Source organism: Geobacillus sp. G4 (genome assembly GCF_040327975.1).
Taxonomy (GTDB): Bacteria; Bacillota; Bacilli; order Bacillales; family Anoxybacillaceae; genus Geobacillus; species Geobacillus thermoleovorans.
Genome location: NZ_JBEPJY010000011.1, coordinates 45266 through 70258 on the forward strand (window position 1 = coordinate 45266; position 24993 = coordinate 70258).

The window sequence follows — 24993 nt, forward strand, 5'->3', positions numbered from 1 at the left end:
CTTGAAGGTTTCTTCTTACCGCTCCACCGCAACATGGTGAACACGTTTGCCTGGGGAATAGATGTCCATAATATTCCAGTGGCCGGACGTCGGCGTCGGGACGTTGATCATTTCTACATCGATGACAAACGGTTTGTTCGCCTGAATGGCCCGTTCGAGCGCCGGTTTAAACTCTTCCGCCGAGCGAATTTTCACCCCTTCAACGCCGTATGCCTGGGCAATGGCTGCATAATCCGGCGAATACGGCTTACCGTCCTTTTGGAAAACCGTCCCGTGCGTCGTGCCAAAATGCGCTTTCTCGAGCCCGGCGATCGTGCCAAAAGCGTAGTTGTTCATAATGACCCAAACAACGGCGATATTTTCCTCAGCCGCTGTCGCCAACACCGCCGGATTTTGGCCAAATCCACCATCTCCAACGAGCGACACGACGACGCGATCCGGGCAGGCGATTTTCGCTCCAAGTGCGGCCGGAGCGCCAAAGCCCATCGTCGCATAACCGCCTGGCGTTAAAATCGTCCCTGCGCCATACGCTCGGAACTGTTGGCCGACCCCGTTTTTGTTCCAGCCGACATCGGTCGTGATGATGGCATCTTTCGGCAGTACTTCCCGCACCTCATGCAAAATGCGTTCTGGACGCATCGGATAGCTGTCGTCTTGAATGTGCGGCGCATTTTGCCGCCGGAATTCCTCTTTATAGTTAGCGATGCGTTCTTTCAGCGCCTCGTCCGTCCGCCCTTGCGGCACGGTTTGTTTCGCCACGCGGTTCAACACGGTAAGCGCTTGCTTGACATCGGCGACGATGCCGAGTTCCGTTGGATAGTTGCGCCCGATTTCGTTCGGGTCGATGTCAATATGAATGAGCTTCGTTTCCGGAATGTTGAACGTATACTCCGGCTCCCATGAGCTGCAATCAGCTTCGGAAAATCTCGTTCCCAATGCCAAAATGACATCGGCGTTTCGGCACATATCATTGACAAATTTCGCCCCCCAAAATCCGCTCATGCCTAGTGTCAGCGGATGGTCATCCGGCAGCGCCCCTTTACCCATCAGCGTGTGCGCAACCGGGAGGTCGAAGTGTTCCACAAACGTTTTCAGTTCTTCCGCCGCATCCGCCAGCATAATGCCGCCGCCGACGTACACAAGCGGGCGTTCCGCCTGCATCAGCTTCTCAATGATGTGTTTCGCGGTTTCATCGTCAATCGACGGCTTATGCAGCGTTTTTGTATGCCGCTTTTGCTTTTCAAACAGCGCCACATCCACTTCTTTGGAGAAAATGTCCATCGGCACGGAGACAAGCACCGGCCCCGGGCGGCCGTTCTCCGCCAACTGGAACGCTTTTTCCAAAATTTCCGGGAACAAATCCGGCCGGTCGACCCGCCATGCCCGCTTCACAAACGGGCGGTAAATTTCATATTGCGACGCATCGGCGTGCAAGTTGATCTCCTGGTGCGGATGCTTCCCGTAATAATGGCTCGGCACATCTCCGGCGATGACGACCATCGGAATGGAATCAAGCGCTGCGTTCGCCACCCCGGTCGCCGCATTCGTCAGCCCTGGGCCAACGTGGCAGAGGACGACAGCCGTTTCCTTTTTCGCCCGCGCATAGCCGTCGGCCATATGAGCGGCAATTTGTTCGTGGCGGACGTTGACGAACTTGATTGAACTATGCTCCAAAGCCGCCAACACTGCGATGTTCGTATGGCCGCAAAGCCCAAAAATATGTGTGACGCCACGGTCTTCTAAATACCGCACGAGTTGTTCAGCCACTTGTTTTTTCATTGTTCTTCCCCCTCTCGAAAGCTTAAGACGACTTTGCCGGCATTGCCGGATGACGCCAACTCATACGCCTGCTCATAGTCGCAGACGGGGAAAATGCGGGAAATGACCCGTTCGATCGGATGCGGCATCGTCCGCAAATAATGAATCGCTTGCAAATAGTCATCCGGGAAGCGATAGATGATCGAGCCATGCACAGTCACTTCATTGCGAACGAGGCGCACGACCGGAAATGTCGCTTCATTCGCCAGACCGATCAACACAAGATGCCCCCCTGGAGCGACAAGCTCCGCCGCCTGTTCGACCGCTTCGCGCGCACCGGCCGCCTCGATGACAACATCAAACATTTCACCTGACAGCGCATCAGGCGCAAGCGTGCGGATGTCCGCCATCGCTTTCACCGTCTCCAGTTTTAACGGATTCACATCGACCGCCGTCACGTCCGCACCCAAATGGCGGGCGAGGACGGCCGCCATCATCCCTTCATTTCCGCAACCGATGACCGCTACGCGCATGGCGGGCTCGATCCGCACTTTGCTTAAAGCATGCACGACGACAGCAAACGGTTCGACGAGCACCGCTTTTTCATCGGAGAGATCATCAGGAACAGGAAGCACATACTTGGACGAGATGATGAATTCATGCGAAAATCCGCCGTCGACGTTGATGCCAAGCGATTTTTTATGCCGGCAGATGTTCGTCAACCCTTTTTGGCATAAGTCGCACGTTCCGCAATACGTGTTCGGCAGCACAACGATCCGTGTCCCGATGTCATACGCCGCCTGTTCTCCTTTTTCCACGACGACACCGACTAGTTCATGCCCAGCGCGAACGGGATAGTTCGCGTGCGGAAGTTTTCCTTTCAACACCCCAAGATCCGACCCGCAAATGCCTCCATAGATGAGCTGTATTTTCACCTCATCCCCCTCAGGAGAACGGACGGCCTCGAGGCGCCGCAGTTCTAATTCATTTGGCTTTGCCACATAAAGCGCTAACATGTTGCCACCACCTATCATCACTGTGGAAACTGCCATACAATCATCTTCATTTCCGTCATTTCCTCAATCGCATACCGCGGACCTTCACGGCCGATGCCGCTGTTTTTCACACCGCCGTACGGCCAATGATCCAACCGGAAATTCGAGGTGCCGTTAATGACAACTCCACCGACCTCAAGCGCCTCCGCCACTTGATAGACGATGTCCATCCGGTTCGTAAACAGCCCGGCTTGCAGGCCAAAGGCAGAATCGTTCGTCTCGGCGATCGCTTCGTCAATCGTCCGGTACGGGATGACGCTGACGACCGGGCCGAACACTTCTTCACAAACGACTTTGCTTCGCTTCGGCGGGTTGAAGAGCACCGTCGGCTCCACCGTCGCCCCGCGCCGTTTTCCGCCGCACACCAGCGTCGCGCCGGATGCGATGGCTTCATCAATCCAACTCATCACCCGATCCGCCGCCCGCTCATCGACCATGCAGCCGACATCCGTATCGGGCAAGAGCGGGTCGCCGACTTTCAACGCTTCCACTTCCTGTTTGAGCAACTCGGTGAACGGTCCAACGACCGACTCATGCACGTAAATGCGCTGAACGGAAATGCAGCTTTGCCCGGAGTTGCTGTAGCCGGTTTTCGCGCACAGGGCGGCCGCCCGTTTCAAATCGGCGTCTTCATGGACGATCGTCGCCGCATTGCCGCCAAGCTCCAGCAGCACTTTTTTCATGCCGGCCAACGCGCAAATGTTGCGGCTCGCCACGACACCGCCAGTAAATGAAATGACGTTGACGCGATCGTCTTTCACGATTTGCTGCCCAACCTCGGCGCCGCCAAGCACCATGTTGATGGCGCGCGGCGGAAGACCGGCCTCCAGCAGCAGCTTCAACAGCTCTGCCGCAATGAGCGGCGTCTGCGGCGCCGGTTTCAACACAACGGCGTTGCCCGCCGCAAACGCGGGTCCGACTTTATGGCAAATCAAATTGAGCGGAGCGTTGAACGGCGTAATCGCCGCCACGACGCCGACCGGCACGCGAAACGTCACTGCCACCGCTTTCGTCCCGCGCGCCGAGGCGTCGCCCGGGATCGTTTCCCCAAACAGACGCTTCGCTTCTTCAGCTGACTGCTCAAGCGTTTCAATGGAGCGGGACACTTCATCCAACGTGTTTTTCAGCGGCTTTCCAAGCTCTTCCGAAATCCAGCGGGCAAACGTTTCTTTCCGCTCCTCCAGCAGCATCGACGCCCTTTTTAAGATGCGCGCTCGCTCATAGGACGGAATTCTCGCGATCTCTTTTTTTGCTTCAAACGCACAGGCGAGCGCCCTGTCCACATCTTCCGGCGTCGCCAGCTGCTGTTCGCCGATCACTTCCCCGGTATACGGGTTTTTCACCGGCTCAACCGCACGCGGTTCTTCGATCCATGTCCCGTTAATATACAGCTGTGCTTTTCTCATCTTGATCACCTACTTTTCCAAATGACGTTTGGCTGGTCCGGTATAGCGGACTAAATCATCGCGGTTCGGGCACGGTCCTTTGATCAGCACGCCGTTTTGCCACTCTTCAAACGCATGGGCGACAATGCCCATCCCGCGCGACAGAGCGAACACACCTTTCGCCGCCGCCGCCGGCACGCCGAGCTCGCACTGGATCGCCGCCGCCACCCCGTCGATGTTCATCGTCATCCGCTTCCCTTTCGTCTTCTCCAAATGGGAACGATACGCTTCGGCGATCGCTAAATACCGCCCGCTGATCTCCCCTTCTTCCACGAGTTCGCCCGCCAATGCATACAGCCGTCTGACGCGCGGGTCGTCATCATGAAGCTGATGGCCAAATCCCGGCAGCTTCCGCCCTTCACGGCGAAACTGTTCAAACCGCTCGCCGATCACATCGGCCATCGCACCTTCCCCGCCGCGGATTTCGATTTGCTCATTTGTCTCGTAAAACAGCGCCATCGCCTTCTCCACCGCTCCCCCGTGCACATCACCAAGCACGTTGATGCCCGTCGCCACACACGAGTTGAACGAAATGCCGCATGTCGCCGCCATGCGGGCCGCCGCAATCGACGGGGCGCGCGGGCCGTGATCCGCCCCGGCGACAAGGACGCTCTCCCATAACTTCGCCTTTTTCTCGCTCAATATCTCGCCGCATAATAAGAGGTACAGCATTTGCGTGTACGACACATTGCCGATTAATTCTTCAATCGGATATCCGCGAATGAGAATTTCATTTTTGCGGACGTCGCTGATCGACGTCTCCCACCACGCCCCTCCATCGGCGTACATATCGAGCGCACTTCGCTGCTTCATCCGAGTCGATCCCCCTTTGCCGCTCTTTGTAGATCGATCTAAAAGAATGGAATTTTAGTAGATCGATCTAAAACAAAAGAATGAAGATTAGATCGATCTAAAAACCTCCAGAACAAATCTTCTTTGTTTCCATTTTTAAGCAGACGATCCCGAGCGCACCAACTAGGCACGCCTATTTATTAGATCGATCTAAAAAAGAAATGACAAACAATTCAATCGATTCAATCTCATTATATCGTTCTGCTGAAAACGCTGTCAACCTAAAAATCTTCTTTCTTTGAAAATAAAGAAGGAAACGACCCCACAACGCCATAGATATCAGCCGAAAAACAGCCGCTCCGCCAACAGCGCAATGCCGATTCCCACGGCCATATAACCGAGCGCAAACGGAACATTCCTCCTGCCGATCCGATACGGATTGTCCCCCAGCTCCTCCGCCAGCAAAGAAACAGAAATATTGTACGGGCTGTACATGACCGTCGCCAAACTGCAACAAATGAGCACAATCGACAACGGCACCGCCGGAACAAGCAGCCGCACCGGCTCAAGCAGCGGCATGAGCAGCGTCAAGCTGACCAACGGATGAAACCCAACAAACGACGTCGCGAAAAAATAAACGGCAATCATTCCATACAGCCAGACGGAATGCTCCGCCCCGACGCGAAACCAGCCTCCAAGCCCAGCGAGCAGCGGAGACCGGGCCAGCATCTCGACAAACAACCCGGCTCCTAAAAACATGAAAAAGTAGTTTCCCAATCCCTCTGTCCGCTCTTTCCAATGGCAGAGCGCCATCACCGCATACCGCTTCACCCGGCGCACAAGCAGCGCCCATCCGAAACAAAACGGGACAAGCAATAAGACGATCGAAAACAAAAATCCTTTGCCAAGCCAACGCTGAACGAGCGACACGAGCACCGTAAACACGACGAGCACCACTAGCAGCTGGGCGGCCTTTTTCCCGATCGAAACCGCTGATTCCCGCCCCGCTTCCTCGCCGTTGTCCAATGGGATGGATCGGTACGAAACAGCGGCCGTTCCCCAGTCGATCATCGCCATCGTAAAAGCCAGAAGCAGCAAAAACAGCGCCACTTCATAATAGTGCACACCGGTGAAATCAATCGTCGTGCTGATCATCACTTCCATCGGGCTCCACGTCAAACAAAGCGCATACGCCCGCAGCAAATTCCGAACATAAAACGACTCGGCCTTCCGTCCTCCTACATTTCGCAGCGCGGTGCGCAACGATTTGACAAGAAGCGGAATCGTGGCAATGTTCAAAAACAACCCAAGCAAATGACAAACGCTGAAACTGCGGCGGTACAGCGACGAAACGCCCCCGACGTTCCGCTTCAGCCATTCGCTCAAACTCTGATCATACCGCCCGACGCGAATAAGCGTATTCATGAACGGAAGCACAAAAAACAGCGCCAACAGCCCCAACACCCGTTCAAAATGCAGGACAAACGTCGGCCATGCATCGCCATAGAACAAAAACAATCCAACACCAAATGCAAAAAACAGAGCTCCCGACACCTGGTACACCCCGCGGGCGAAAAACGCGGACACAATAAACGCTGACAGCGCTGCAGCTCCCATAGCATAGTGAACGGGGGCCGTCTCGACAAACTGGGCCACCATATACAGCGCCACCGCCGCTGTATACACCGGCACCCGCCATATTCCAATCCAGTCTTGAATGCGATCGTGCGTCATTGTTCTCCCCTTTCGTTGCCATACGTTGAGATGATGATGCGACTGTTGTCCATAAGCGGCGAAAACGATTCCCCTCTCCGACAGCACACATTCACGTTTCAGCAGACGGGGCAAGCATCGGAAACCTGAGCCTCTCTACATCCAAAGCGATGTGGTGAACGTCCAATCGAAAAAAACGGGTGCTGCTACACCCGTTTCGCAAGCACCCGCTCAAGCCCCGCCGCCACGCCGTCTTCTTCATGGGAGAGGGTGACGAAATCACAATTCGCTTTCAATTCGGGGGCGGCGTTGGCCATGGCGACGCGGCAGCCCGCCACCTCAAACATCGACAAATCGTTATGGCTGTCGCCAAAGACGACCGTATCGCGCAAATCGATGCCGTAATGGGCAGCGAGTTGCTTGAGCGCCTCGCCTTTTGTCGCCCGTTCGTGGTTCATTTCTATGTTGTGCGGATGTGAGGAGGTGACCGTGACGCCAGGGAGCGCCGCGAAACGGGAGGCCGCATCACGCAACCGCTCGCGGTCAAGGGCGAAAATCAGCAGCTTATAGATCACCCGCTTCGGGTCGTCCCACACCGTGCGGATGTCGTCGACATACGTCACCCGCGCTTGCTGGAACTGCTTGTTCACCAGCCATTTCACATCCGGGGCCGCAGCGGCCATCTCGGAAGCGAGCGCTTCCCATTGGGCGCGGTTGTGCAAGCCGACATAGACCGCATCGCCCGTGTACGTCTCGCAATACAAATCCGACTGTTCGCGCACCCACTCCAGCGTCGGGCGGACCGCCGCCCGTTCGAGCGGCGCCTCGCTGATGACCGTGCTGTCCTCAAGCGTCACGATCGCTCCGTTTAAGCTGGCGATCGGACAGACGAGGCCTGCCTCACAAAGCGGGGCGAGCGCGTCTTTGCGCGCCCGCCCGGTCACGACGGCGACGATGTGGCCTTGCGCTTTTGCAGCCGCAATGGCCGCCCGGTTGCGCTCGCTGATTTTTCCTTCCCCGTTTAACAGAGTGCCATCCATATCGAGTGCAATCAACATAACTCATCCCTCTTTCCTTCGTCATGCAAAGAGCTTCTAGAAAAACGGCGTTCTGACAGAAGCAGGGGGCTAGTGGAAAGCTGGAAATTCCCGCACTTTTCACTCCGCACTCCAGCGCCTGCCTCCATCTGCTCTTGTTCTGCAACTCTTCCTTTTATTCTGAATAGCTGTCGGCTTCTTAGATCGCAAACTGTTCGAACAATTGCCGTACTTCATCAGAACGAGGGGTTGGACCTGTGCTCATATTGACGCCCAACTCGCGCAAAAGCGGCGCCAGCAGCGGTGCTTGTCCTCCATTATAACAAACGAATGGAAAAATGGTGAAATGTTCTCCCTTCTCGTAGTATAATAGATGAGAAAAATTCTCAATGAAAGCGAAGGGATGTGCATGTGGATCGTTTATGCTTTGCTGGCGGCGGTGTTTGCGGCGCTGACATCGGTGCTGGCGAAAATCGGCATTGAGAACGTGAACTCCCATCTAGCGACCGCCATTCGCACCGCCGTCGTGCTTGTGCTCGCATGGATGATCGTCTGGATGACAGGGGCTCATCAAGGCGTCAAAGCAATCTCAACGAAAAGCTGGGTGTTTCTCTGCCTCTCAGGAGCGGCGACCGGATTGTCATGGCTTTGTTTCTACAAAGCGATCCAAATCGGCGATGTCTCGCGCGTCACCGCCATTGACAAATCAAGCTTGGTGCTGACGATTTTGTTTGCGGCTATGTTTCTCGGCGAACCGCTGTCCGCGAAAGTGGTGATCGGGGTGTTGCTCATTACCATCGGGACATTGATCATGATGTTTTAGCCAGCCGCCTGCTCAAGCGCCTAGCCTGTCCTTCTGGAAAAACTGCCATCATGCCCAAATTTGGTATTTTTCCATCAAGCCTATAGACAGAACGATCCAAAAGATGTTATAATAGTCTTTATAATGACCAAGATCTTTTCTCGCCTCTCCACATCATTTAGGCATAGAGGACAGCTTTTGGGATCACCTCATTAAAAAATAAGGTCTTCGTTGCGACCAAGAGTGTGTGAATGGCTTCGCCGCTGCTTGTCAAACGGAGAGTAGTTTGAAAGGAGATCACTGAATGAATGATTTTCACCCGTTCGGTTGGTACGCGGCGAAAATTGCCCCGCATTTGCCGAAAAAAGCGTTTCAACCTGTGAAGTCCCGCTTGTTTGGAGGTCTGGCTTATGTAGGGCTCGTCATCACCGGCATCCTCGCTGTATCACTTTTTCATCTTCACCCGGTATGGAACCTCCTCATCTCTGTTGTGCTTGGTTTCAGTTTTGCTGCGTTAGGATTTTTAGGACATGAAATTTTGCACGGCACAGTCGTCAAAACGCCATGGCTGCGCGATCTTCTCGGAGCGATCGCCTTTTGGCCGCTTTGCACCGGTCCGAAGTTGTGGAGAAAATGGCATAACGCCAGCCACCATGTGCATACCCAGCATGAAGAAAAAGACCCGGACGCGTGGCCAAGCATGGAGAAATTAGCGAAAAGCCGCCTGCTCTCTTGGGTATACCGCATCCCGTTTCCGATTCGCGCTTCTTTCGCTTTTAGCTCCTTGTCCGTGATGTTTACCGTTCACTCGATCCGGATGCTGTTTTACTTTTTCAAAGACTTCCGCCGGAAGAACCGCGCGGTTGTCCTGTTTCAATTTTTCTTGCCTTGGGCGACATGGCTCGGGCTGTTATGGCTTGTCGGCTGGGAAAAATGGTTTTTCGCCTTTTTGCTTCCGCTGCTCGTCGCCAACACGATCGTCATGAGCTATATCTCAACAAACCACCGTCTCAATCCGTTAGTGCCGGTCAACGATCCGTTGGCCAACAGCTTGTCCGTCACGGTGCCAAAGTGGGTGGATATCCTTCACTTCAACTTTTCGCACCATACCGAACATCATCTCTTTCCAGCGATGAGTTCGAAGTACTATCCGCTCGTGAAAACATACATCAAACAAATGTGGCCCGACCGCTACCACGAAATGCCGATGGGAAAAGCGTTGGCCGCCCTTTGGAAAACGCCGCGCGTCTACTACGAGCAACATGAGCTCATCGAGCCAAAGCAAGGCCATGTGTACGGCACGCTTGGCAATGGGTTGGATCCCGACCGGATTGTGCATCGCGAGCTGGAAACAGAAAAACAGCCGCGCTCAGCCAAAAAACGGGCAAAAACAAAAAAAGCGGCGGGGCAAGGGAATTTGTAGAAAGGATTGGCTTTGCAACAATCAGCCACCTTGTGATTCTCCTTTTGGATCATCGATCAAGAAGCGGCGGAGAAGGGAAAAGAGCGCTTTTCTTTCTGCAAACCTGCGTTTCCGTGTATGTGCGCATAACCAAAAGGTGCCCCATCACTTTGGGACACCTTTTTTCATTGCCCATCAGCGGCAGCGGTCGAGGCAAGCGGCCAGCCGCTTCTCAATGTCGGCCGCGATTTCCTTCAAAGCAGGATCGTTCATCATGCCAACGAGCATCGTCGGTTTCGGCATGCCGATTTTCGTTGTGCCGTTTTCTTGGTAGACGACGAGTTTGCACGGCAAAAAGTAGCCAACCAAGAGGTTTTCGTTTAGCACCCGAGCCGCTTCTTGCGGGTTGCACACTTCGAAAATGACCATCGGCGTGGAAAAATCAAGCCCCTTTTCTTGCAGCTTCTCGGTTACGCTAAACTGCCAGAGCACGCCAAATCCTTCTTGTTTCAAGCTTTCTTCCAAACGCTCGATCGTTTCGTTCATGCCCGTTGACACGTCAACCGTGTAATGGAACATCGCTCATTCTTCCCTTCGTTATGTTTTCCCGTTGTTTAGCATGCCCAAATCGATCGCTCACCATCACGCAGAAAACGGACGGCGACACATGATCAGTTCCAGCATTCACATGTCTTTTCCCGTGACCCGTCGCCTTTCAAGCGCTTCGATCATAAAATATCCACCCAAATTTTCACCGCCGTCGCCAAAATCAACACGGCAAGGATGACTTGCAGCACTTTCGTGTTCATTTTTTGCCCCGCTTTCGCCCCTAGCGGAGAGGCAAGCAAGCTCGCGACGACCATGATGAGCGCCGGGATGTAATCGACTTGGCCGGTGGCGATTTTCCCGAACGTAGAGCCAATGGAGGAAATGAACGTAATGGCCAAAGACGTGGCGATCGTCATTCGCGTCGGGATTTTCAGGACAACGAGCATGACCGGCACAAGCAAAAACGCCCCCGCCGCCCCGACGATGCCGGACCCGACGCCGATCAGAAACGCCAAGGCGGCCGCCACCCCTTTGTTGAACGTCACTTGGTCAAGCGGAATGTCATCGATCCCTTTTTTCGGCACAAACATCATGATGGCCGCCAATGCCGCCAAGATGCCGTAAACGACGTTAATCGTTCCCTCGCTCATCAGCTTCGAGCCATAGCCGCCGACAAAACTGCCGACAAGAATGCTCACGCCCATATAGAGAATGAGCGATTTGTTCAAATAGCCGCTTTTTCGATACGCCCACACGCCGCCGATCGTGGCGAAAAACACTTGCACCGCGCTGATTCCCGACACTTCATGAGCGCTGAACGCCGCCAGCCCAAACAACGGCGGAAGATACAAAAGCATTGGATATTTAATAATCGACCCGCCGATCCCCACCATCCCAGAAATAAATGAACCGACAAAGCCGATTAAAAAGATGACAATGAGAAACGCGAGCGAAACATCCATCGACCATCCCTCCCTTTTGTTTTCAAAAGGGACGAGGCACGCCCCCGTCCCCTGCCAATCTGTGCCGCTTCTTTAGGCATGGGTATGATGCAGCGCGCAGCGGTTCGGGCCGATCTCAAGCTCCCGCTCTGTTTCGATATCAACGGTTTTGAGCCCGCGGTTGATGGCGACAATGTCTTCAAAGTTCGGCGGGGTTTCAGTATTGGCGCTTTGGATGACAAGATCGATAAATTCGTCTTTTGGTTTGTTTTGCATCATCTCATTGCGGGCGCGGATGCGGCCTAACGTATCGCCGACATACCCCTCCGCGTTGATTTCTTCGTCTAAGTTCGCGTAGTGAGCCGGCAAGACGATCACATCATCCGCCATGGCCGCGACTTTTTCGTACACGGTGTCATACAAATCCGCCGCCCATTCCGCCACCTTGCCGCCGAGGTCCGGCCGCCCGAGACCGCCGACAAAAATCGTGTCACCCGAGAACAGCCATTTGCCGTTGACAAAGAACGAGACGCTGCCTGGCGTATGCCCCGGTGTTTTCACTGCCAACACTTCCAAATGAACGTTTTCGAAGTCGATCGTTTCATGTTGCTCGAGCGGCTCGAAATCAAACACCGCTCCCTCGCTTTTCATCAAGTAGTACGTTGCTCCGGTCCGCTCGGCCAGCGCCTTGCCGCCGGAAAGATGGTCGGCATGCAAGTGCGAGTCCACGATATGCGTGATCGTTACCCCTTCTTGTTGGGCGGCTTGTTCGTACACATCGATAAACCGCAACGGATCGACGACAAGCGCTTCGCTTCCGGAGATGACCATATACGACAGGCATCCTTTGCCGACGCGGATGAATTGGTAAATTTTCAACTGATCATCTTCGTATACTTTGGCTTGATGGAGATGCTCACTCCACGCCTGCATCCCGCCAGCGAGCGTATAAACGTTGTCAAACCCGGCTTCCGTCAGCTGTTCGGCGACAAACGCCGCCGATCCGCCCTTCGCGCACACAACGACGATGTCTTGGTCTTTCGGAAGACGGTCGACAATCGAGTCAACTCCATCAATCAATTCAAAATACGGCACGTTCAAATACGCGAAGTTTTCCCCTTCGATTTTCCAATCGCGAAAATCGCTTTCGTTGCGGACGTCCAAGATGAACAACGATTCTTTGTTTAACACCTTTTCCGTCATTTGTTGCACGGTCATTTCTTTCACCATATTACCATACCCCCTAATGTATATTTGATTGTTGAAAAAGGCCGCTCATTACGATTGAGCGGAATCAAGCGGCCCGTTCCATTGCGACATGCCGGGAACGACGTTGCGCACACGGTCAAATCCTTTTTCGGCCAGCTTTTGCGCAGCCAAATCGCTCCGTGTCCCTGTGCGGCACACGACATAAATCGTTTTGTCTTTCGGAAGTTCGGCCATCCGATTTTCAAGCTCCCCAAGCGGAATTGAAACGGCGCCCGGAATATGGCCAAACGCATACTCCGCCGGTTCGCGGACATCCAAAACAAACGAATCAGGATCGTGAAGTTTTTCTTGCAATTGTTCATTCGATACGACATGAGGGAATGTCGTTTCTTTGCGTGTTTCACTTTCTGCTGCCTTGCGGATATAATGTTTCAAAACCCCATTTTCTTCAATTGTTCCTACATATTGATGCCCTGTGCTTTCCGCCCATGCTTTGATATCGGCTTTGGATCCCTTATCCGTCGCCTGCACTTCCAGCACTTGCCCCGGCTGCAATTCATTGATCGCCTTTTTCGTTCGAACGATCGGCATCGGGCAGGACAGTCCTTTCGCATCAACGGTCATATCAACTTTAATCATGAACGAATCCCTCCTTACGGCTTATTCGACAGGCCCTTCCCAGGCCAGCATGCCCCCTGTCATGTTGACGACGCGGTAACCGCGGCTGTCAAGAAACTCCGCCGCACGGCCGCTGCGGCCGCCGGAACGGCAGACGAGAATGTATTCCTCATTTTTGTCCAATTCATGCATGCGAAACTCGATCAAACCGAGCGGAATATTGACCGCTCCTGGAATTTTGCCCGCAGCGACTTCCTCCGGCTCGCGCACATCGATGATATGAAGCGATTCTCCAGCGCGAAGCCGCTCTTCTACCTCTTTTGGCGTGATCGTTTTCATCATCATCCTCCTCTACTGCCAGGCGTTTAGGCCGCCTTTGACGTTCGTCACGTGCTGAAATCCCATTTTCTTTAACAATTTGCTCGCTTTTTGGCTTCGCATCCCGCTTTGGCAAATGACAATCACTTCTTTTTCTTTGGATAGTTCGTGAGCACGGGCTGTCAATTCGTGCAGCGGGATGTTCCGAAACCCTGGCAGATGGTAAGACTGAAACTCCAAAGGGGTGCGCACATCAATATACTGTACCCCGGGTTCTTTCAACCGGCGTTTCAATTCCGCCGCCGTCATCATCCGCACCCCTTTCGGCGGGATGAAGCGGCTGGCAAAAAACCAAACAAGCAAAACAAACAGGATGATGTTGAGGATCATTTGCGACATAGGATTCCCTCATTTGATTAAATGAATAAGTTCACATTTCCTTCCGACGCATCAGCCAAATACGCGGCGACGCCAGCAAACTCAACGCCATCGATCAATTCCTCCGGCTTCAGCCCAAGCAAATCGACTGTCATTTGGCAAGCGACGAGTTTCACGCCTTGCTCCTTCGCCATCTCGATCAACTGCGGAAGCGGCATGGCGTTATGCTTTTTGATCACCTTTTTGATCAACTTCGGGCCGATGCCGGCAAAATTCATGCGCGACAGCCCCATGCGGTCCGCGCCGCGCGGCATCATCTTCGCGAACATCTTTTCAAGAAACCCTTTTTGCACTGGAACCGACGCCTCTTTCCGCAAGGCGTTCAGCCCCCAGAACGTATGAAAGATCGTCACATCATGGTCGTAGGCAGCGGCGCCGTTGGCGATGATGTAAGCCGCCATCGCCTTGTCATAGTCGCCGCTGAACAAAATGATCGTCGTCTTTTTCTTCGGCTGTGTCATCTGGCTGCCTCCTCTCTAAATATACATATATGGGTATATTAAAATCTAAAAAATTATCCTTTTTGAATCCAGAACGTCAACACACCGTTGTCTTCTTTCATCTCAAGCACCGTATGGCCGCTCGCTTTCGCCCATGCCGGCAAATCGTTTTTCGCCCCTTTATCGGTCGTGTGCACCTCGAGCACTTGACCTGATTGCAATTCGTCCATCGCTTTTTTGGCTCTCACCACCGGCATCGGGCAGGCCAATCCTTTTGCATCCAATACTTTCGTTGCGTTCATTTTGATAACCTCCTTGATATCATACGTTTTATTACCATTACCCCTATGGGTATATTACTACGAGAAAAAGAACGTTGTCAACACCTTTTTGTTGAGCAACGCATTAACGGCTTTTCACAAGCAGTTCCACTGCTTCTTTGACAAGACTGTCTGTGCTTTCCCCTTTTTCCATGCTTTCACGAAGACAATGTTCCAAATTGGTGCTGACGATGACGGCAATGGCGCGGTCAATGGCATTGCGCGCCGCCGACAGCTGGGAAACGACGCTCTTGCAGTCTTTCCCTTGTTCCATCATGCCAAGGACGCCTTTAATTTGTCCTTCAATCCGTTTTAAGCGGTTTTTGATCTCTTTGTTATATTCCATCGGCTCGTTCGCCCCCTTTCTTGACAATCGCAAGCCGTGATCGAATAGCTGTTCACCTCATAGCCATAGCGGCGCAACAGGCGGATGCCGACGTTTTTTTCGATGGCATCCTGGGCAATGATATGAAGCGGCTTTCGCGGGATATGCCGAACATGCCGTTTCAAATACGCCACCGGAATATGCAACGCTTGGCCAAATATGGAGCCGTTGCTTTCATTATAATCGCGCAAGTCAAGAAGAAGCAAGCCGTCCGGCACCTCTTCTACCGGAAGGCATGGGATATGTTTTACAGGATAGTAGCGTCGATACAACGCTGCGCCCAAAAGAATGAGAAAGAATAACAAACTGATGACGATCAACGGTTCACCCCCTCTATTCACCCTATGCACGATCATTATATACCCTATACGGTATAATGACAATAAGAAATATTTTCCTCAACAATTGGTTATTCCCAGCGAATCAAAAGACCATAGACAGCCGGGTGAAAACGGACAAGTTCCACGTTGCCCGCCTTTTGTTTCACATAGGAAAACAGTTCATCCGACGGAATCCGCTCATGGAGCGGCGGCCCCATTTCGCTTTCAATCGCTTCCCATTCGATCAACAGAAACTGCCCTTTTGGCTTCATCACGGGCGAATTTCGTCAATGGCGGCTTCTTTTCGTTCCACTTCATGAAAGACGAACGCCATGATTCCTTTGTCCAGCGAATGGGAAGGCAAGGCGGTCGAGGCGACATCCGCCACCTGATATTCAATGTTGGTGATCGCAAACTGTTGCGCCCGTTTTTTTAATAACTGGATCATCTCCGGCTGCACATCGATCGCGTACACTTTTCCGTTTGTCGCCTGCGCGAGAGGAATCGTGAAATAACCATTCCCGGCGCCAAGATCGACGACCGTGTCATCCGGTTTCACGGACAACATCGAAATGACCCGTTGCGGGTCGATCCATTCCTTGCGCTTCGGATCCAATAATCGTTCAGCATGTTCGTAATGAAAACGATGCCCTGTCATTTGTTCCCCTCCTATTCCTCTCCCTTATTAGAAGGCCAATGTAATATCGGCGTCTTTCGCAAACTGCAGGAACGTCGCCGCCCCCGCCACCTCAATGCCATCGACGAATTGGTTTTTGTCAAGCCCCATGACATCCATCGTCATTTGGCAAGCGATCAGCTTCACACCCATCTCTTGCGCCATTTGAAGCAATTCGGCAATCGATGGAACGTTCGCTTTTTGGAACCCTTGTTGAAAATGTTCTTTCCCTTCAGGAATCGGCAATTGTTTGTGCGCTTCTTTATGGATGAGATTCAACCCTTCAAATGTGAAAAACACCCCGACCTCCGCGTCTGCCGCCGCAGCAGCTGTCGCGATGTTGAACACTTTGTACGCATCAAACAACCCGCCGTTTGCTGCAATAATCGCTACTTTCATCAAAAGAGCCTCCTTACATTTTTTGTTATTATGTTTGATACCTATCCCGGTTTTATACACGCATACGTGTTATATATACATATACACGTATGTGTATTTCAAATCCTATGTTATCGAATCACTTTCCTTTTGTCAACAAAAAAGCGGTGAGAAAGCACCGCTATTAAAGCAAAGTGAAAAAATAATAGCCAAACAATCCGGTGATCAGCAACAACAAGGACGCCAAAAACCAAATAAGCGGGCGTGACGGCCGGAACGTTTGTTCATTAATTTGTTTGGTCTTCATGACATAACTAATGGTGGAAAACACAATCGTGCAGATGGAAATGACCACCGCCAATGCTCCGATCAATTGGACAATGGCCGTGGACAATGCGTTGCTCGTTGATTTTTCATGCAAATTGATCATTAAAAAAGCAATTCCAATAATGGCAATCGAGGTGCGAATCCAGGCGAGAAACGTCCGCTCGTTCGCCAAATGTTGCTGAATATATTTGGAATCCTCTGTCGTTTGCCGTTTTTCCTCTCTCATCATCTCTTCCCCTTTATATATCTACGCTGGTGTTTATTGAATCGATTCCATATAGTTCACAATTCAGTCATAACTTATCGGTCCAATCATTTTTTCCGTATGATCCCTTTCGAATCAATGAGATAGCTTGTCGGAACGCTTGAACTTGGCATTGCCGGGATACCCCTCCTTTTCATCAAGATATTGAACCAACATTTGTCCAATCACACTGGCCGTCGCCCCCATCAGCACACGTTTGAATAAAAAAACGCCTTGCCGTTATTCCCTATAAACACCATCACACCACTTGTCTCGACTTTCACTTCAATGAAAGCAAAAAAATACACCTTGCCTTCATCGGCAAGGCATCGTATTCATGATCTTTTGGCAGCCGCATACAATTGCATCTATCGTCCGAGTTTTCGCCTGAAATCTGTACAGTGATGCAACAGACAATATAATTGCCTCTCTCTGACTCCGCCATTTTCAGAAATAGAAGCCATCCGCTCATTCCTAAAGCAACCGTTCGATCTCTTCGACCGGAAGATCCACCAACCGGGCAATCTCATCATTTGTCATCCCTTTGCGGGCCATAGTCTCAATCAGCCGCCTCATTCCTTCTTTCATTCCTTCTTTCATTCCTTCTTTTCTCCCTTTCTGCTCATAGGAAATGATCAATTCCAACACTTTCTCTTTTTCTTTCGTTTCCATCGTTTTCACCTCTCTTTGCAGTTGCTGCTCTTCTTCCTCCGACAGCTTCACATATGTTTCAAAAAAGCCCAGCAAAATCATACATTTTCCATTTCGCTGCCCACAGGAGAGAATCCTGCAAAACGAACAACATGCTTGTCAAAATGTCAAAAATCGTTTCCTATAAGTTCGAAATAAACCACAAGCGGACGGCGCCACCCCAACCGCATGATGAGCACCCGTCCGCTTCATTGACTCTATCCCTCTTCCAATCATGCCCCTCTTATTTCTCACTTGCTCTTTCCCGCGCACCCGTCCACGCTGCGAGCCGATCGTTGGACATCAAAAGCACACAAACGATCGTGAGCGCCGCCGGAATGAGCGCCCATAAAAACGTATCGGCGATCGAAGAGGCCAGCGCTTCCGTCAAACGATCGAGCACGGGAGCCGGGATGTGCGCCCGCGCTTCTGGCGACAACATCGCGCGCGGGTCGTGAATGTTCGCTCCAGGCGCTCCTTGCGCCATGCCGCGAAACTGCTCGGCCAATTGATTGGTGAACAAGTTTCGCTGAATGATTCCAAACACTGTAATGCCGACGGTCATGCCAAGCGACCGTACAAACGAATTCGTCGAGCTGGCCGCGCCCCGCTCCGCTTCGGAAAAATGATGGATCGCCGCCATGCCGAGCACGGAAAACGAGGCGCCCACCCCTAATCCGACAATGATCATGTACAACGTCACCGTAAGCCGCGTTGTATGCTCATCAATCGTGCCAAGCAGCCCGATCCCGGCCGCAAACAGCAGCATAAACCCGAACATCACGTTGCGGTAGCTCGTTTTCCCGGCCAAAAAGCCGCCGAGCTGGGCCGATACCGTCGTCGAAAGCATCATCGGCAACAAAATCAGCCCGGAATTCGTCGCCGAACCGCCCGTCACCCCTTGGATAAAAATCGGGATGTACACGGTGGCGACGACAAACGTTGCGCCGGAGAAAAAGGCGACCAAGGTCGTTGAAGCAAACAGGCGCTCGCGGAACATATGGTATGACACGATCGGCTCTTGTACCTTCGTTTCCACATACAAAAAAGCGAAAAACAACAACGCGAACGCGGAAAACAGCCCGATGATCACGGCCGAGTCCCAGTCATACTTCTGTCCGCCAAGCTCCAACGCAAACATCAGGCAGACGATCGCTGGAACGAGCGTCATCACGCCAAGCCAGTCAATGCTTTGCTTCGAATGCTTCGGCGACTCGCGATAGTAAATCCAAAGCAACAAAAATGCGACAATCCCGAGCGGAATGTTAATGTAAAACACCCAGCGCCAGTTTAGATAATCGGTAATATACGCGCCAAGCAACGGACCGAAGATGCTTGACAGGCCAAACACCGCTCCAAACAGCCCGCCCATCTTCCCGCGCTTCTCCGGCGGAAAAATATCAAACATAATCGTGAACGCGATCGGCACAAGCGCCCCGCCGCCGATTCCTTGAATGGCGCGGAAAATGCTGAGCTGCACGATCGTTTGCGCCATGCCGCACAGCACCGATCCAAGCAAAAACACAATCATCCCAAACAGAAAAAACCGCTTCCTCCCGTACATATCGGACAGTTTCCCAAAAATCGGCATCCCGGCCATCTCGGCCACCATATACGCCGACGTCACCCAAACAAACTGCTTGAGCCCGCCTAAATCAGCGACAATCGTCGCCATCGCTGTTGCCACAATCGTATTGTCCATCGAAGCGACAAAAATGCCGAGCAACAGCGCGATCACGACCAATCCTGTTTTCGTTTCCGTATTCTCCATCCGTTTCATCTTCCTCTACCTCTGTCTTTTTTCTTTCACCGCGGCATGTTCGTCTTGGGCAAACGCCATCCGATATTCAACAAGCCCAATCTCGCAGCCCGGGCCGATCGTCACGCGCTCGCCCCTGACGACCGCGGCTTTTGTATGTTCCAAATAAATCTCATCGCCTTCAATCGCGTCTGCCACTAACGTAGCGGTCAATGGGGAAAGACGTGTCAACCAATGAACAGCCTTCCATGTTTTGCCTCGTTTAATGCGAATCGTCCGACCGCCGATTTCCTTGATCGAGCTGTCGGCAAAATACAACGACAATTCCACCTGCTCCGCATTCAACGTCTGTCCGATTCGCACGACACCTGTCAACGAAACGGTTTCCGCCTCGCAGCTTCCCGACACCGAAAGCTCGCCATAGCCGCGAATCGCATGCGCTTCCACGCTCCCCTCCACCTGCACCATCCCTCGCAACTGAAGATGCTGCAGATGGGCATGGCCGCGGATGTCTGCTTCCCCAAACACATCCATTTTCTCCGCACGCACTGAACCGTCCATGTTCGCTTGGCCAAACAGGCGAAGCTTGCGGGCGGTGACCGCTCCTTTCATGTCTGCCGAGCCAAACACTTTACAGCGATCGCATTCGACATCGCCCCGAATCGTCGCATCGCCGCGGACCGTCACGTGATGGAACGTGCCGCCTGAAGCAAACGCCGAGCCGTTGATCGTTAAGTTTCTGACCGCCATCGTTCTCATCCTTTCTCTATCGTCCCGATTTTCGCCTCTTCATCGCATTCCAATGCCTCTCGGTATTCGACCCGCTCGATGTTGCATCCTGGCCCGATCGTCACGCGATTGCCGCGCACGGTTTTCGCCGTGGTATGCTCGAGATGAACGATATCCCCTTCAATGACATCGGCGGTCAACTCAGCTGGGAAAAACCATTTTTTGAACAGCGAACTTCCTTGCCGCTTTACCATAATCGTTTCCCCGCCGATCTCCTTAGCGCGGCTCGGGCCAAACAGCTTCACTTCGATATAGCCGGCATTCAACAGCCCGCCGACCGTGAAATGCCCTTCGACCTCCATCCGCTCGGCCGAACAGTCACCGCCAACGTCGAGCTCGCCATGGACACGAACCGTCTCCGCCGTGCATGAGCCTTTCACCAAGCCGTGGCCGCGAACCGTCGCCTCCTGGCATTGCACATGTTCTCCAATTTTCACACTCCCGCTCACTTTCATCCACTCGCACTCGATCCCACCTGTCACATGGCCTTTCCCGGCAATATGAACGGTGTTGGCTTTCACGCTTCCTTCCACGGTCGCATTTCCTTGCACTTGCATCTCTAGGCAATCGATGTCGCCATACAGCTTTCCATTCCCCGACAATTTCACCAAGTTGTACAGCCCGCCGGACGCATGCCCGGTTCCGGCAATAACTAAATCGCATCGCTCCATCCTTTTTATCCCTCCGAAATGGTCAATTTCAACTCTTCGATATACGTTGGCACGTGCAGCCGCGCAACGAGCTTCGCCCCTTCTTCCACATACAAGCCGGCCGCTTCTTCCACCAGAAGGCAGACCGTCACCCCCATTTTACGAAGCACGACCAGCTCGCATGATTTCCCTTGCAATTTTGGATAATGACTCTCGAACATCATCCATATGTTCTTTCCTTCTTCTATGCTGATCTCACCGGAACGAAGAAGCCGGTCAACGATGTAAAGGGAAAGAAGCTGCCCAAACGAAACGTCCTGGCGATCACCCAACTGGTCGCTCAACCATTGCAGCGCAACATTCGAAACAATGTGACGTTTTATGACTTCCTCTTTCGTCAAGACGACCGCTGCCGGGTCAGGCGCAAACATGCCCGCCAACTCATCAAGCGACAGCTCATCTTTTAATTCTTTGATTTTCTCAATGCGCGCCAAGATTTTTTCTTTCGGGAAAAACGTCTCTTGCCCGGTGAATGTCGATTTTCGAATAAACCATTCTTCCGGAATGAGCTTTTTCCGCTTCCAGCGGTACAGCTGGCCGTACGAAATGCCAGTCAGCTCGAGCAGTTCTTTTTTCGAAATCAATTCTTGTTCCATGAGCCGCTCACCTCCTTCACCACCATAAGTGTAACATAACATTGTTACGTTGTAAAGAGTGTGAAAACAGCAGTGCCATACATATGTCAAAAAACGAACCAAAGCGGTTGACAACTTGCCATCTAGCTCATTACAATGAAACCAACTTTCACCGGCGATCAGAGGAGCAGCATGAAGAAAGGAGAATGAGCCACATGCATTCGACATTACAGAAGCAAATCGCCGCCGCCGCAAAACAAACGAAGGCCGATCTCGTCATCAAAAACGGAAAAATCGTCAACGTGTTTACGCGCGAAATCATCGAAGGGGATCTCGCCATTGCTGAGGGGATGATCGTCGGCATTGGCCGCTATGAGGGAAAGCAAACGATCGATGCCGAAGGGCGTTATGTATGCCCGGGGCTGATTGACGGACATGTGCATATCGAATCATCAATGGTGCCCCCGAGCGAATTCGCCCGCGTCGTTCTCCCGCATGGGGTCACCACGGTGATCGCCGATCCGCACGAAATCGCGAACGTCGCCGGCATCCACGGCATCCAGTTTATGCTCGATGATGCGAAACGGACGCCGCTCGATGTGTATATGATGTTGCCGTCGTGCGTGCCGGCCGCCTCATTTGAACATGCCGGAGCCATCTTATCCACCGCGGAACTGGCGCCGTTTTTCAACGATGAACGCGTTCTCGGATTGTCGGAAGTGATGGACTATCCGTCATTAAGGGAACAACACCCGTCGATGCTCGACAAATTGGCGCTCGCGGCAAACGCCAACCGCCTGATCGACGGCCACTTGGCCGGCCTTGATGCCAACGCCATCAACGTCTACCGAAGCTCCCGCATCCATACGGATCATGAATGCGTCACCGTCGACGAAGCGCTTGAACGCATTCGCCGCGGCATGTACGTGCTCATTCGCCAAGGATCAGTCGCTAAAGACCTCGAAAAACTTCTTCCTGCCGTCACTGAGCACAACGCGCGCCGCTTTCTGTTTTGCACGGATGACAAACATCTTGATGACTTATGGTTCGAAGGAAGCGTCGACCATAATGTGCGGCTCGCCATTCGCGCCGGGCTCGACCCGCTTCTGGCCATCCAGATGGCCACATTAAACGCCGCCGAGTGCTACCGGTTGTCGACGAAGGGCGCTGTCGCCCCGGGGTATGACGCCGACTTTTTGTTCGTTGAGGATTTGGAAACGCTGAAAATCTCTCACGTATTTAAATCCGGAAAACAGGTGGCCGAGCAGGGGCAGGCCACATTCCGTTCCGAACGATCGGCTTGCGGCATTGAACCAACATTGCGGCAATCCATCCGTTGCCAACCGGTCACCGAAGCCGATCTTCGCATTCCGATGCGGAAAGGAAACAAAGCCCATGTCATTGAGATCATCCCAAACCATTTGCATACGAACCATCTTGTCACCGAAGTCGATGTCCGCGACGGGGCCTTTTCCCCTTCGGTCGAACGGGATTTGCTGAAGCTTGTGGTCGTCAAACGCCATCGCGGCCTTGGCATCGTCCGCGGCTTCGGGTTCAAAACAGGCGCCATCGCCGCTTCGATTGCGCACGACTCGCATCACCCGAGTTCGACAGTTTTGAGGCCATTTTAGGCAAATGAAAATGACCAAAATGCTGTGATATCAAGGATTTCGCCATACGGATCCTAGAAAAAAGAGCTGAATTTCACAGGCACACGAATTGACAATTTATCCTTTTAAAAAGCCTAATATCGTTTATAATATAGGCATGTACATACGACGAGTAACACACAAAAACAAAGACGGAACGACCGTGGCGTATCTCCAGCTTGCTCACAACGGATAGGATCCGAAGGCCAAATATGCGAAAGCGAAGGTGATTGATTCGTTTGGGCGCGCAGATGAAGTGGATCGCGCCGTCCTGGAACGTCTGGCCCAAAGCATTTCGCGATTCCTTTCTCCTGACTCATGAATCATGGCCAAAAGTAAGAGACGAATGTGAGCGTCTCATGCTTGGTCATTTTTCTTCCAAAAACGGCGACCTGCATCAACGGACTGAACTGACGGCCAAACAAGCGCAACTCTTTGCGGCTCTAGGGCTGGAGCCTCCTCCGAAGATCCTAGGCATCCATCCTCGCGCCTAAGCTACACGCCCAAAGTGTGCCCAAATGTCTCTCGTCACTTTTGCATCAAGGGACGAAAGGCATTTTGTTTGCCTAGTCACTGTCGAACTCGGGCATCACATTATCGCCGATTTTGAATCCCACTCCGTTCAAATAAAACGACTTCGGCGATGAAATGGTTCTTTAAATCCCACTCCGTTCAGATAAAACGGAACGGTGCTCGCCAGCCTGCCGCTTGAAATCGGCTTTAAATCCCTCTCCGTTCAGATAAAACCTCTTCCATTTCGATTTTCAGGATGTCTAAAATCGCACTTTAAATCCCTCTCCGTTCAGATAAAACGAACAGATTGTAAAAATCAAAGAATTCGCTTTTCATCTTTAAATCCCTCTCCGTTCAGATAAAACCCATCTGAATCAGCTGTATCAGATACCAAGATGTCTTTAAATCCCTCTCCGTTCAGATAAAACATGATCGCAACCGAGTTTTTGAGATTGCGAGGCAAAATACTTTAAATCCCTCTCCGTTCAGATAAAACTCCGGCTTTGTTGCGACCGAGGACCAATGACGTATCACTTTAAATCCCTCTCCGTTCAGATAAAACACACTTGCCATAAAAGCATCCCATTCGGCTTGAAATCTTTAAATCCCTCTCCGTTCAGATAAAACATTTACCGTCGTTAAAACGGACGGCGACACACTAACCGCTTTAAATCCCTCTCCGTTCAGATAAAACGCGAATTCCTAAACGATTGAGGAATTACGGACTACTTTAAATCCCTCTCCGTTCAGATAAAACTGTGTACATAGCTTTTTTAATTTTTCATATGTTGCTTTAAATCCCTCTCCGTTCAGATAAAACCTTGCCGTTCGCGCAATCTTTCGATGTCCAAGCCACTTTAAATCCCTCTCCGTTCAGATAAAACGCGCTATTTTGCCGATCTGATGCGTTTGGAACAAGCTTTAAATCCCTCTCCGTTCAGATAAAACGGCGACCGTTGCCGGGCGGTTTTGTTTTGCGTTATAACTTTAAATCCCTCTCCGTTCAGATAAAACGATACTTTTAACTCTCGTGCCATTCGTTTCAGCCCGCTTTAAATCCCTCTCTGTAAATTATCATTTTATTTCAGCACAAAACACCCATTTTTTTGCACATTCTTTCAGAAAGCCCTCTCCCCTTTTC

The 24993-nt window shown here is 52.2% G+C and carries 25 protein-coding genes, 4 pseudogenes and 1 CRISPR repeat array; of the genes and pseudogenes, 5 read left to right on the forward strand and 24 right to left on the reverse strand.

Features of this window, described 5'->3' with window-relative positions; all coding sequences use genetic code 11:
* Positions 1–15 precede the first annotated feature (15 nt).
* From ABS784_RS13090 to ABS784_RS13115, 6 genes are all read right to left on the reverse strand, one after another.
* Positions 16–1779 (reverse strand): thiamine pyrophosphate-binding protein, encoded by a 1764-nt coding sequence (locus ABS784_RS13090; protein ID WP_352512758.1) that lies wholly within the window; start codon positions 1777–1779, stop codon positions 16–18.
* Positions 1776–2774: a zinc-dependent alcohol dehydrogenase gene (locus tag ABS784_RS13095; RefSeq protein WP_352512760.1), complete on the reverse strand. Its 999-nt coding sequence runs from the start codon at positions 2772–2774 to the stop codon at positions 1776–1778. The genes ABS784_RS13090 and ABS784_RS13095 overlap by 4 nt, the downstream gene beginning before the upstream one ends.
* A 17-nt stretch (positions 2775–2791) precedes the next feature.
* Positions 2792–4219 (reverse strand): aldehyde dehydrogenase family protein, encoded by a 1428-nt coding sequence (locus ABS784_RS13100; RefSeq protein WP_352512762.1) that lies wholly within the window; start codon positions 4217–4219, stop codon positions 2792–2794.
* 9 nt (positions 4220–4228) lie between these two features.
* Positions 4229–5071: a citryl-CoA lyase gene (locus ABS784_RS13105; protein ID WP_014196107.1), complete on the reverse strand. Its 843-nt coding sequence runs from the start codon at positions 5069–5071 to the stop codon at positions 4229–4231.
* A gap of 318 nt (positions 5072–5389) precedes the next feature.
* Complete coding sequence (locus ABS784_RS13110; RefSeq protein WP_352512764.1) at positions 5390–6784, reverse strand: hypothetical protein; 1395 nt, start codon at positions 6782–6784, stop codon at positions 5390–5392.
* A 185-nt stretch (positions 6785–6969) separates the two neighbouring features.
* Positions 6970–7821: an HAD family hydrolase gene (locus ABS784_RS13115; protein ID WP_020278586.1), complete on the reverse strand. Its 852-nt coding sequence runs from the start codon at positions 7819–7821 to the stop codon at positions 6970–6972.
* Between the two features lie 388 nt (positions 7822–8209).
* Between ABS784_RS13115 and ABS784_RS13120 the strand changes: the two genes are divergently transcribed.
* Both ABS784_RS13120 and desB read left to right on the forward strand, forming a co-directional pair.
* Entirely contained in the window at positions 8210–8623 is a 414-nt protein-coding gene (locus tag ABS784_RS13120) for an EamA family transporter (RefSeq protein ID WP_023633522.1), read from the forward strand.
* 283 nt (positions 8624–8906) lie between these two features.
* Entirely contained in the window at positions 8907–10025 is a 1119-nt protein-coding gene (desB, locus tag ABS784_RS13125) for a Delta(10) desaturase DesB (RefSeq protein WP_023633521.1), read from the forward strand.
* Between the two features lie 174 nt (positions 10026–10199).
* Here the strand turns inward: desB and ABS784_RS13130 are convergent, their stop codons facing one another.
* From ABS784_RS13130 to ABS784_RS13215, 18 genes and pseudogenes are all read right to left on the reverse strand, one after another.
* A complete protein-coding gene (locus ABS784_RS13130) occupies positions 10200–10583 on the reverse strand; it encodes a DUF302 domain-containing protein (RefSeq protein ID WP_096225042.1) in 384 nt (127 codons plus the stop codon).
* A 149-nt stretch (positions 10584–10732) separates the two neighbouring features.
* Positions 10733–11515, reverse strand: coding sequence for a sulfite exporter TauE/SafE family protein (locus ABS784_RS13135; protein WP_062898701.1), 783 nt, complete (start codon positions 11513–11515; stop codon positions 10733–10735).
* A gap of 72 nt (positions 11516–11587) precedes the next feature.
* Entirely contained in the window at positions 11588–12724 is a 1137-nt protein-coding gene (locus ABS784_RS13140; RefSeq protein ID WP_352512768.1) for an MBL fold metallo-hydrolase, read from the reverse strand.
* Positions 12725–12772: 48 nt separating this feature from the next.
* On the reverse strand, positions 12773–13342 hold the full coding sequence (locus tag ABS784_RS13145; RefSeq protein WP_015375135.1) for a sulfurtransferase TusA family protein: 570 nt from the start codon (positions 13340–13342) through the stop codon (positions 12773–12775).
* 21 nt (positions 13343–13363) lie between these two features.
* Positions 13364–13660, reverse strand: a complete 297-nt coding sequence (locus tag ABS784_RS13150) for a rhodanese-like domain-containing protein (RefSeq protein WP_015375136.1) — start codon at positions 13658–13660, stop codon at positions 13364–13366.
* Positions 13661–13672: 12 nt separating this feature from the next.
* Positions 13673–14038: a rhodanese-like domain-containing protein gene (locus ABS784_RS13155; RefSeq protein WP_352512770.1), complete on the reverse strand. Its 366-nt coding sequence runs from the start codon at positions 14036–14038 to the stop codon at positions 13673–13675.
* A 17-nt stretch (positions 14039–14055) separates the two neighbouring features.
* On the reverse strand, positions 14056–14538 hold the full coding sequence (locus ABS784_RS13160) for a DsrE/DsrF/DrsH-like family protein (RefSeq protein ID WP_015375138.1): 483 nt from the start codon (positions 14536–14538) through the stop codon (positions 14056–14058).
* Between the two features lie 53 nt (positions 14539–14591).
* Entirely contained in the window at positions 14592–14819 is a 228-nt protein-coding gene (locus ABS784_RS13165) for a sulfurtransferase TusA family protein (protein ID WP_352512772.1), read from the reverse strand.
* A 103-nt stretch (positions 14820–14922) separates the two neighbouring features.
* The gene (locus ABS784_RS13170) at positions 14923–15183 is read right to left on the reverse strand and encodes a metal-sensitive transcriptional regulator (protein WP_013145015.1); all 261 of its coding nucleotides are present in this window, start codon (positions 15181–15183) and stop codon (positions 14923–14925) included.
* Positions 15150–15542, reverse strand: coding sequence for a rhodanese (locus ABS784_RS13175; protein WP_352512775.1), 393 nt, complete (start codon positions 15540–15542; stop codon positions 15150–15152). The genes ABS784_RS13170 and ABS784_RS13175 overlap by 34 nt, the downstream gene beginning before the upstream one ends.
* Before the next feature lie 89 nt (positions 15543–15631).
* Positions 15632–16200 (reverse strand): annotated as a pseudogene (locus ABS784_RS13180) (class I SAM-dependent methyltransferase).
* Positions 16201–16227: 27 nt separating this feature from the next.
* Positions 16228–16617 (reverse strand): DsrE/DsrF/DrsH-like family protein, encoded by a 390-nt coding sequence (locus ABS784_RS13185; protein ID WP_020278573.1) that lies wholly within the window; start codon positions 16615–16617, stop codon positions 16228–16230.
* Positions 16618–16780: 163 nt separating this feature from the next.
* Positions 16781–17149, reverse strand: a complete 369-nt coding sequence (locus tag ABS784_RS13190; RefSeq protein WP_069304337.1) for a YidH family protein — start codon at positions 17147–17149, stop codon at positions 16781–16783.
* A gap of 492 nt (positions 17150–17641) precedes the next feature.
* A complete protein-coding gene (locus tag ABS784_RS13195; RefSeq protein ID WP_011231578.1) occupies positions 17642–17920 on the reverse strand; it encodes a hypothetical protein in 279 nt (92 codons plus the stop codon).
* 181 nt (positions 17921–18101) lie between these two features.
* Complete coding sequence (locus ABS784_RS13200) at positions 18102–19628, reverse strand: MDR family MFS transporter (protein ID WP_352512780.1); 1527 nt, start codon at positions 19626–19628, stop codon at positions 18102–18104.
* 15 nt (positions 19629–19643) lie between these two features.
* On the reverse strand, positions 19644–20366 hold the full coding sequence (locus ABS784_RS13205; RefSeq protein WP_031212259.1) for a polymer-forming cytoskeletal protein: 723 nt from the start codon (positions 20364–20366) through the stop codon (positions 19644–19646).
* A gap of 5 nt (positions 20367–20371) precedes the next feature.
* Positions 20372–21076, reverse strand: coding sequence for a polymer-forming cytoskeletal protein (locus ABS784_RS13210; protein ID WP_144329805.1), 705 nt, complete (start codon positions 21074–21076; stop codon positions 20372–20374).
* Between the two features lie 5 nt (positions 21077–21081).
* Positions 21082–21711 (reverse strand): YhbD family protein, encoded by a 630-nt coding sequence (locus ABS784_RS13215; RefSeq protein WP_013524041.1) that lies wholly within the window; start codon positions 21709–21711, stop codon positions 21082–21084.
* 194 nt (positions 21712–21905) lie between these two features.
* Here ABS784_RS13215 and ade point away from each other — a divergent pair.
* From ade to ABS784_RS13225, 3 pseudogenes are all read left to right on the forward strand, one after another.
* Positions 21906–23291 (forward strand): annotated as a pseudogene (ade, locus tag ABS784_RS13220) (adenine deaminase); the annotation flags it as partial.
* A 166-nt stretch (positions 23292–23457) separates the two neighbouring features.
* Positions 23458–23655 (forward strand): annotated as a pseudogene (locus tag ABS784_RS17375) (IS1634 family transposase); the annotation flags it as partial.
* Positions 23654–23833 (forward strand): annotated as a pseudogene (locus tag ABS784_RS13225) (IS1634 family transposase); the annotation flags it as partial. The pseudogenes ABS784_RS17375 and ABS784_RS13225, both read left to right, overlap by 2 nt.
* Positions 23834–23943: 110 nt before the next feature.
* A CRISPR array of direct repeats spans positions 23944–24866; the repeat unit is 29 nt; unit sequence CTTTAAATCCCTCTCCGTTCAGATAAAAC.
* The last annotated feature ends 127 nt before the right edge of the window (positions 24867–24993 follow it).

Excerpts from the sequence above, each read along its gene's own strand:
- ABS784_RS13090 (WP_352512758.1), bottom strand. The coding sequence starts at position 1,779 with ATGAAAAAACAAGTGGCTGAACAACTCGTGCGGTATTTAGAAGACCGT.
- ABS784_RS13095 (WP_352512760.1), bottom strand. The coding sequence starts at position 2,774 with ATGTTAGCGCTTTATGTGGCAAAGCCAAATGAATTAGAACTGCGGCGC.
- ABS784_RS13100 (WP_352512762.1), bottom strand. The coding sequence starts at position 4,219 with ATGAGAAAAGCACAGCTGTATATTAACGGGACATGGATCGAAGAACCG.
- ABS784_RS13105 (WP_014196107.1), bottom strand. The coding sequence starts at position 5,071 with ATGAAGCAGCGAAGTGCGCTCGATATGTACGCCGATGGAGGGGCGTGG.
- ABS784_RS13110 (WP_352512764.1), bottom strand. The coding sequence starts at position 6,784 with ATGACGCACGATCGCATTCAAGACTGGATTGGAATATGGCGGGTGCCG.
- ABS784_RS13115 (WP_020278586.1), bottom strand. The coding sequence starts at position 7,821 with ATGTTGATTGCACTCGATATGGATGGCACTCTGTTAAACGGGGAAGGA.
- ABS784_RS13120 (WP_023633522.1), top strand. The coding sequence starts at position 8,210 with ATGTGGATCGTTTATGCTTTGCTGGCGGCGGTGTTTGCGGCGCTGACA.
- desB (WP_023633521.1), top strand. The coding sequence starts at position 8,907 with ATGAATGATTTTCACCCGTTCGGTTGGTACGCGGCGAAAATTGCCCCG.
- ABS784_RS13130 (WP_096225042.1), bottom strand. The coding sequence starts at position 10,583 with ATGTTCCATTACACGGTTGACGTGTCAACGGGCATGAACGAAACGATC.
- ABS784_RS13135 (WP_062898701.1), bottom strand. The coding sequence starts at position 11,515 with ATGGATGTTTCGCTCGCGTTTCTCATTGTCATCTTTTTAATCGGCTTT.
- ABS784_RS13140 (WP_352512768.1), bottom strand. The coding sequence starts at position 12,724 with ATGGTGAAAGAAATGACCGTGCAACAAATGACGGAAAAGGTGTTAAAC.
- ABS784_RS13145 (WP_015375135.1), bottom strand. The coding sequence starts at position 13,342 with ATGATTAAAGTTGATATGACCGTTGATGCGAAAGGACTGTCCTGCCCG.
- ABS784_RS13150 (WP_015375136.1), bottom strand. The coding sequence starts at position 13,660 with ATGAAAACGATCACGCCAAAAGAGGTAGAAGAGCGGCTTCGCGCTGGA.
- ABS784_RS13155 (WP_352512770.1), bottom strand. The coding sequence starts at position 14,038 with ATGTCGCAAATGATCCTCAACATCATCCTGTTTGTTTTGCTTGTTTGG.
- ABS784_RS13160 (WP_015375138.1), bottom strand. The coding sequence starts at position 14,538 with ATGACACAGCCGAAGAAAAAGACGACGATCATTTTGTTCAGCGGCGAC.
- ABS784_RS13165 (WP_352512772.1), bottom strand. The coding sequence starts at position 14,819 with ATGAACGCAACGAAAGTATTGGATGCAAAAGGATTGGCCTGCCCGATG.
- ABS784_RS13170 (WP_013145015.1), bottom strand. The coding sequence starts at position 15,183 with ATGGAATATAACAAAGAGATCAAAAACCGCTTAAAACGGATTGAAGGA.
- ABS784_RS13185 (WP_020278573.1), bottom strand. The coding sequence starts at position 16,617 with ATGAAAGTAGCGATTATTGCAGCAAACGGCGGGTTGTTTGATGCGTAC.
- ABS784_RS13190 (WP_069304337.1), bottom strand. The coding sequence starts at position 17,149 with ATGAGAGAGGAAAAACGGCAAACGACAGAGGATTCCAAATATATTCAG.
- ABS784_RS13195 (WP_011231578.1), bottom strand. The coding sequence starts at position 17,920 with ATGATTTTGCTGGGCTTTTTTGAAACATATGTGAAGCTGTCGGAGGAA.
- ABS784_RS13200 (WP_352512780.1), bottom strand. The coding sequence starts at position 19,628 with ATGGAGAATACGGAAACGAAAACAGGATTGGTCGTGATCGCGCTGTTG.
- ABS784_RS13205 (WP_031212259.1), bottom strand. The coding sequence starts at position 20,366 with ATGGCGGTCAGAAACTTAACGATCAACGGCTCGGCGTTTGCTTCAGGC.
- ABS784_RS13210 (WP_144329805.1), bottom strand. The coding sequence starts at position 21,076 with ATGGAGCGATGCGATTTAGTTATTGCCGGAACCGGGCATGCGTCCGGC.
- ABS784_RS13215 (WP_013524041.1), bottom strand. The coding sequence starts at position 21,711 with ATGGAACAAGAATTGATTTCGAAAAAAGAACTGCTCGAGCTGACTGGC.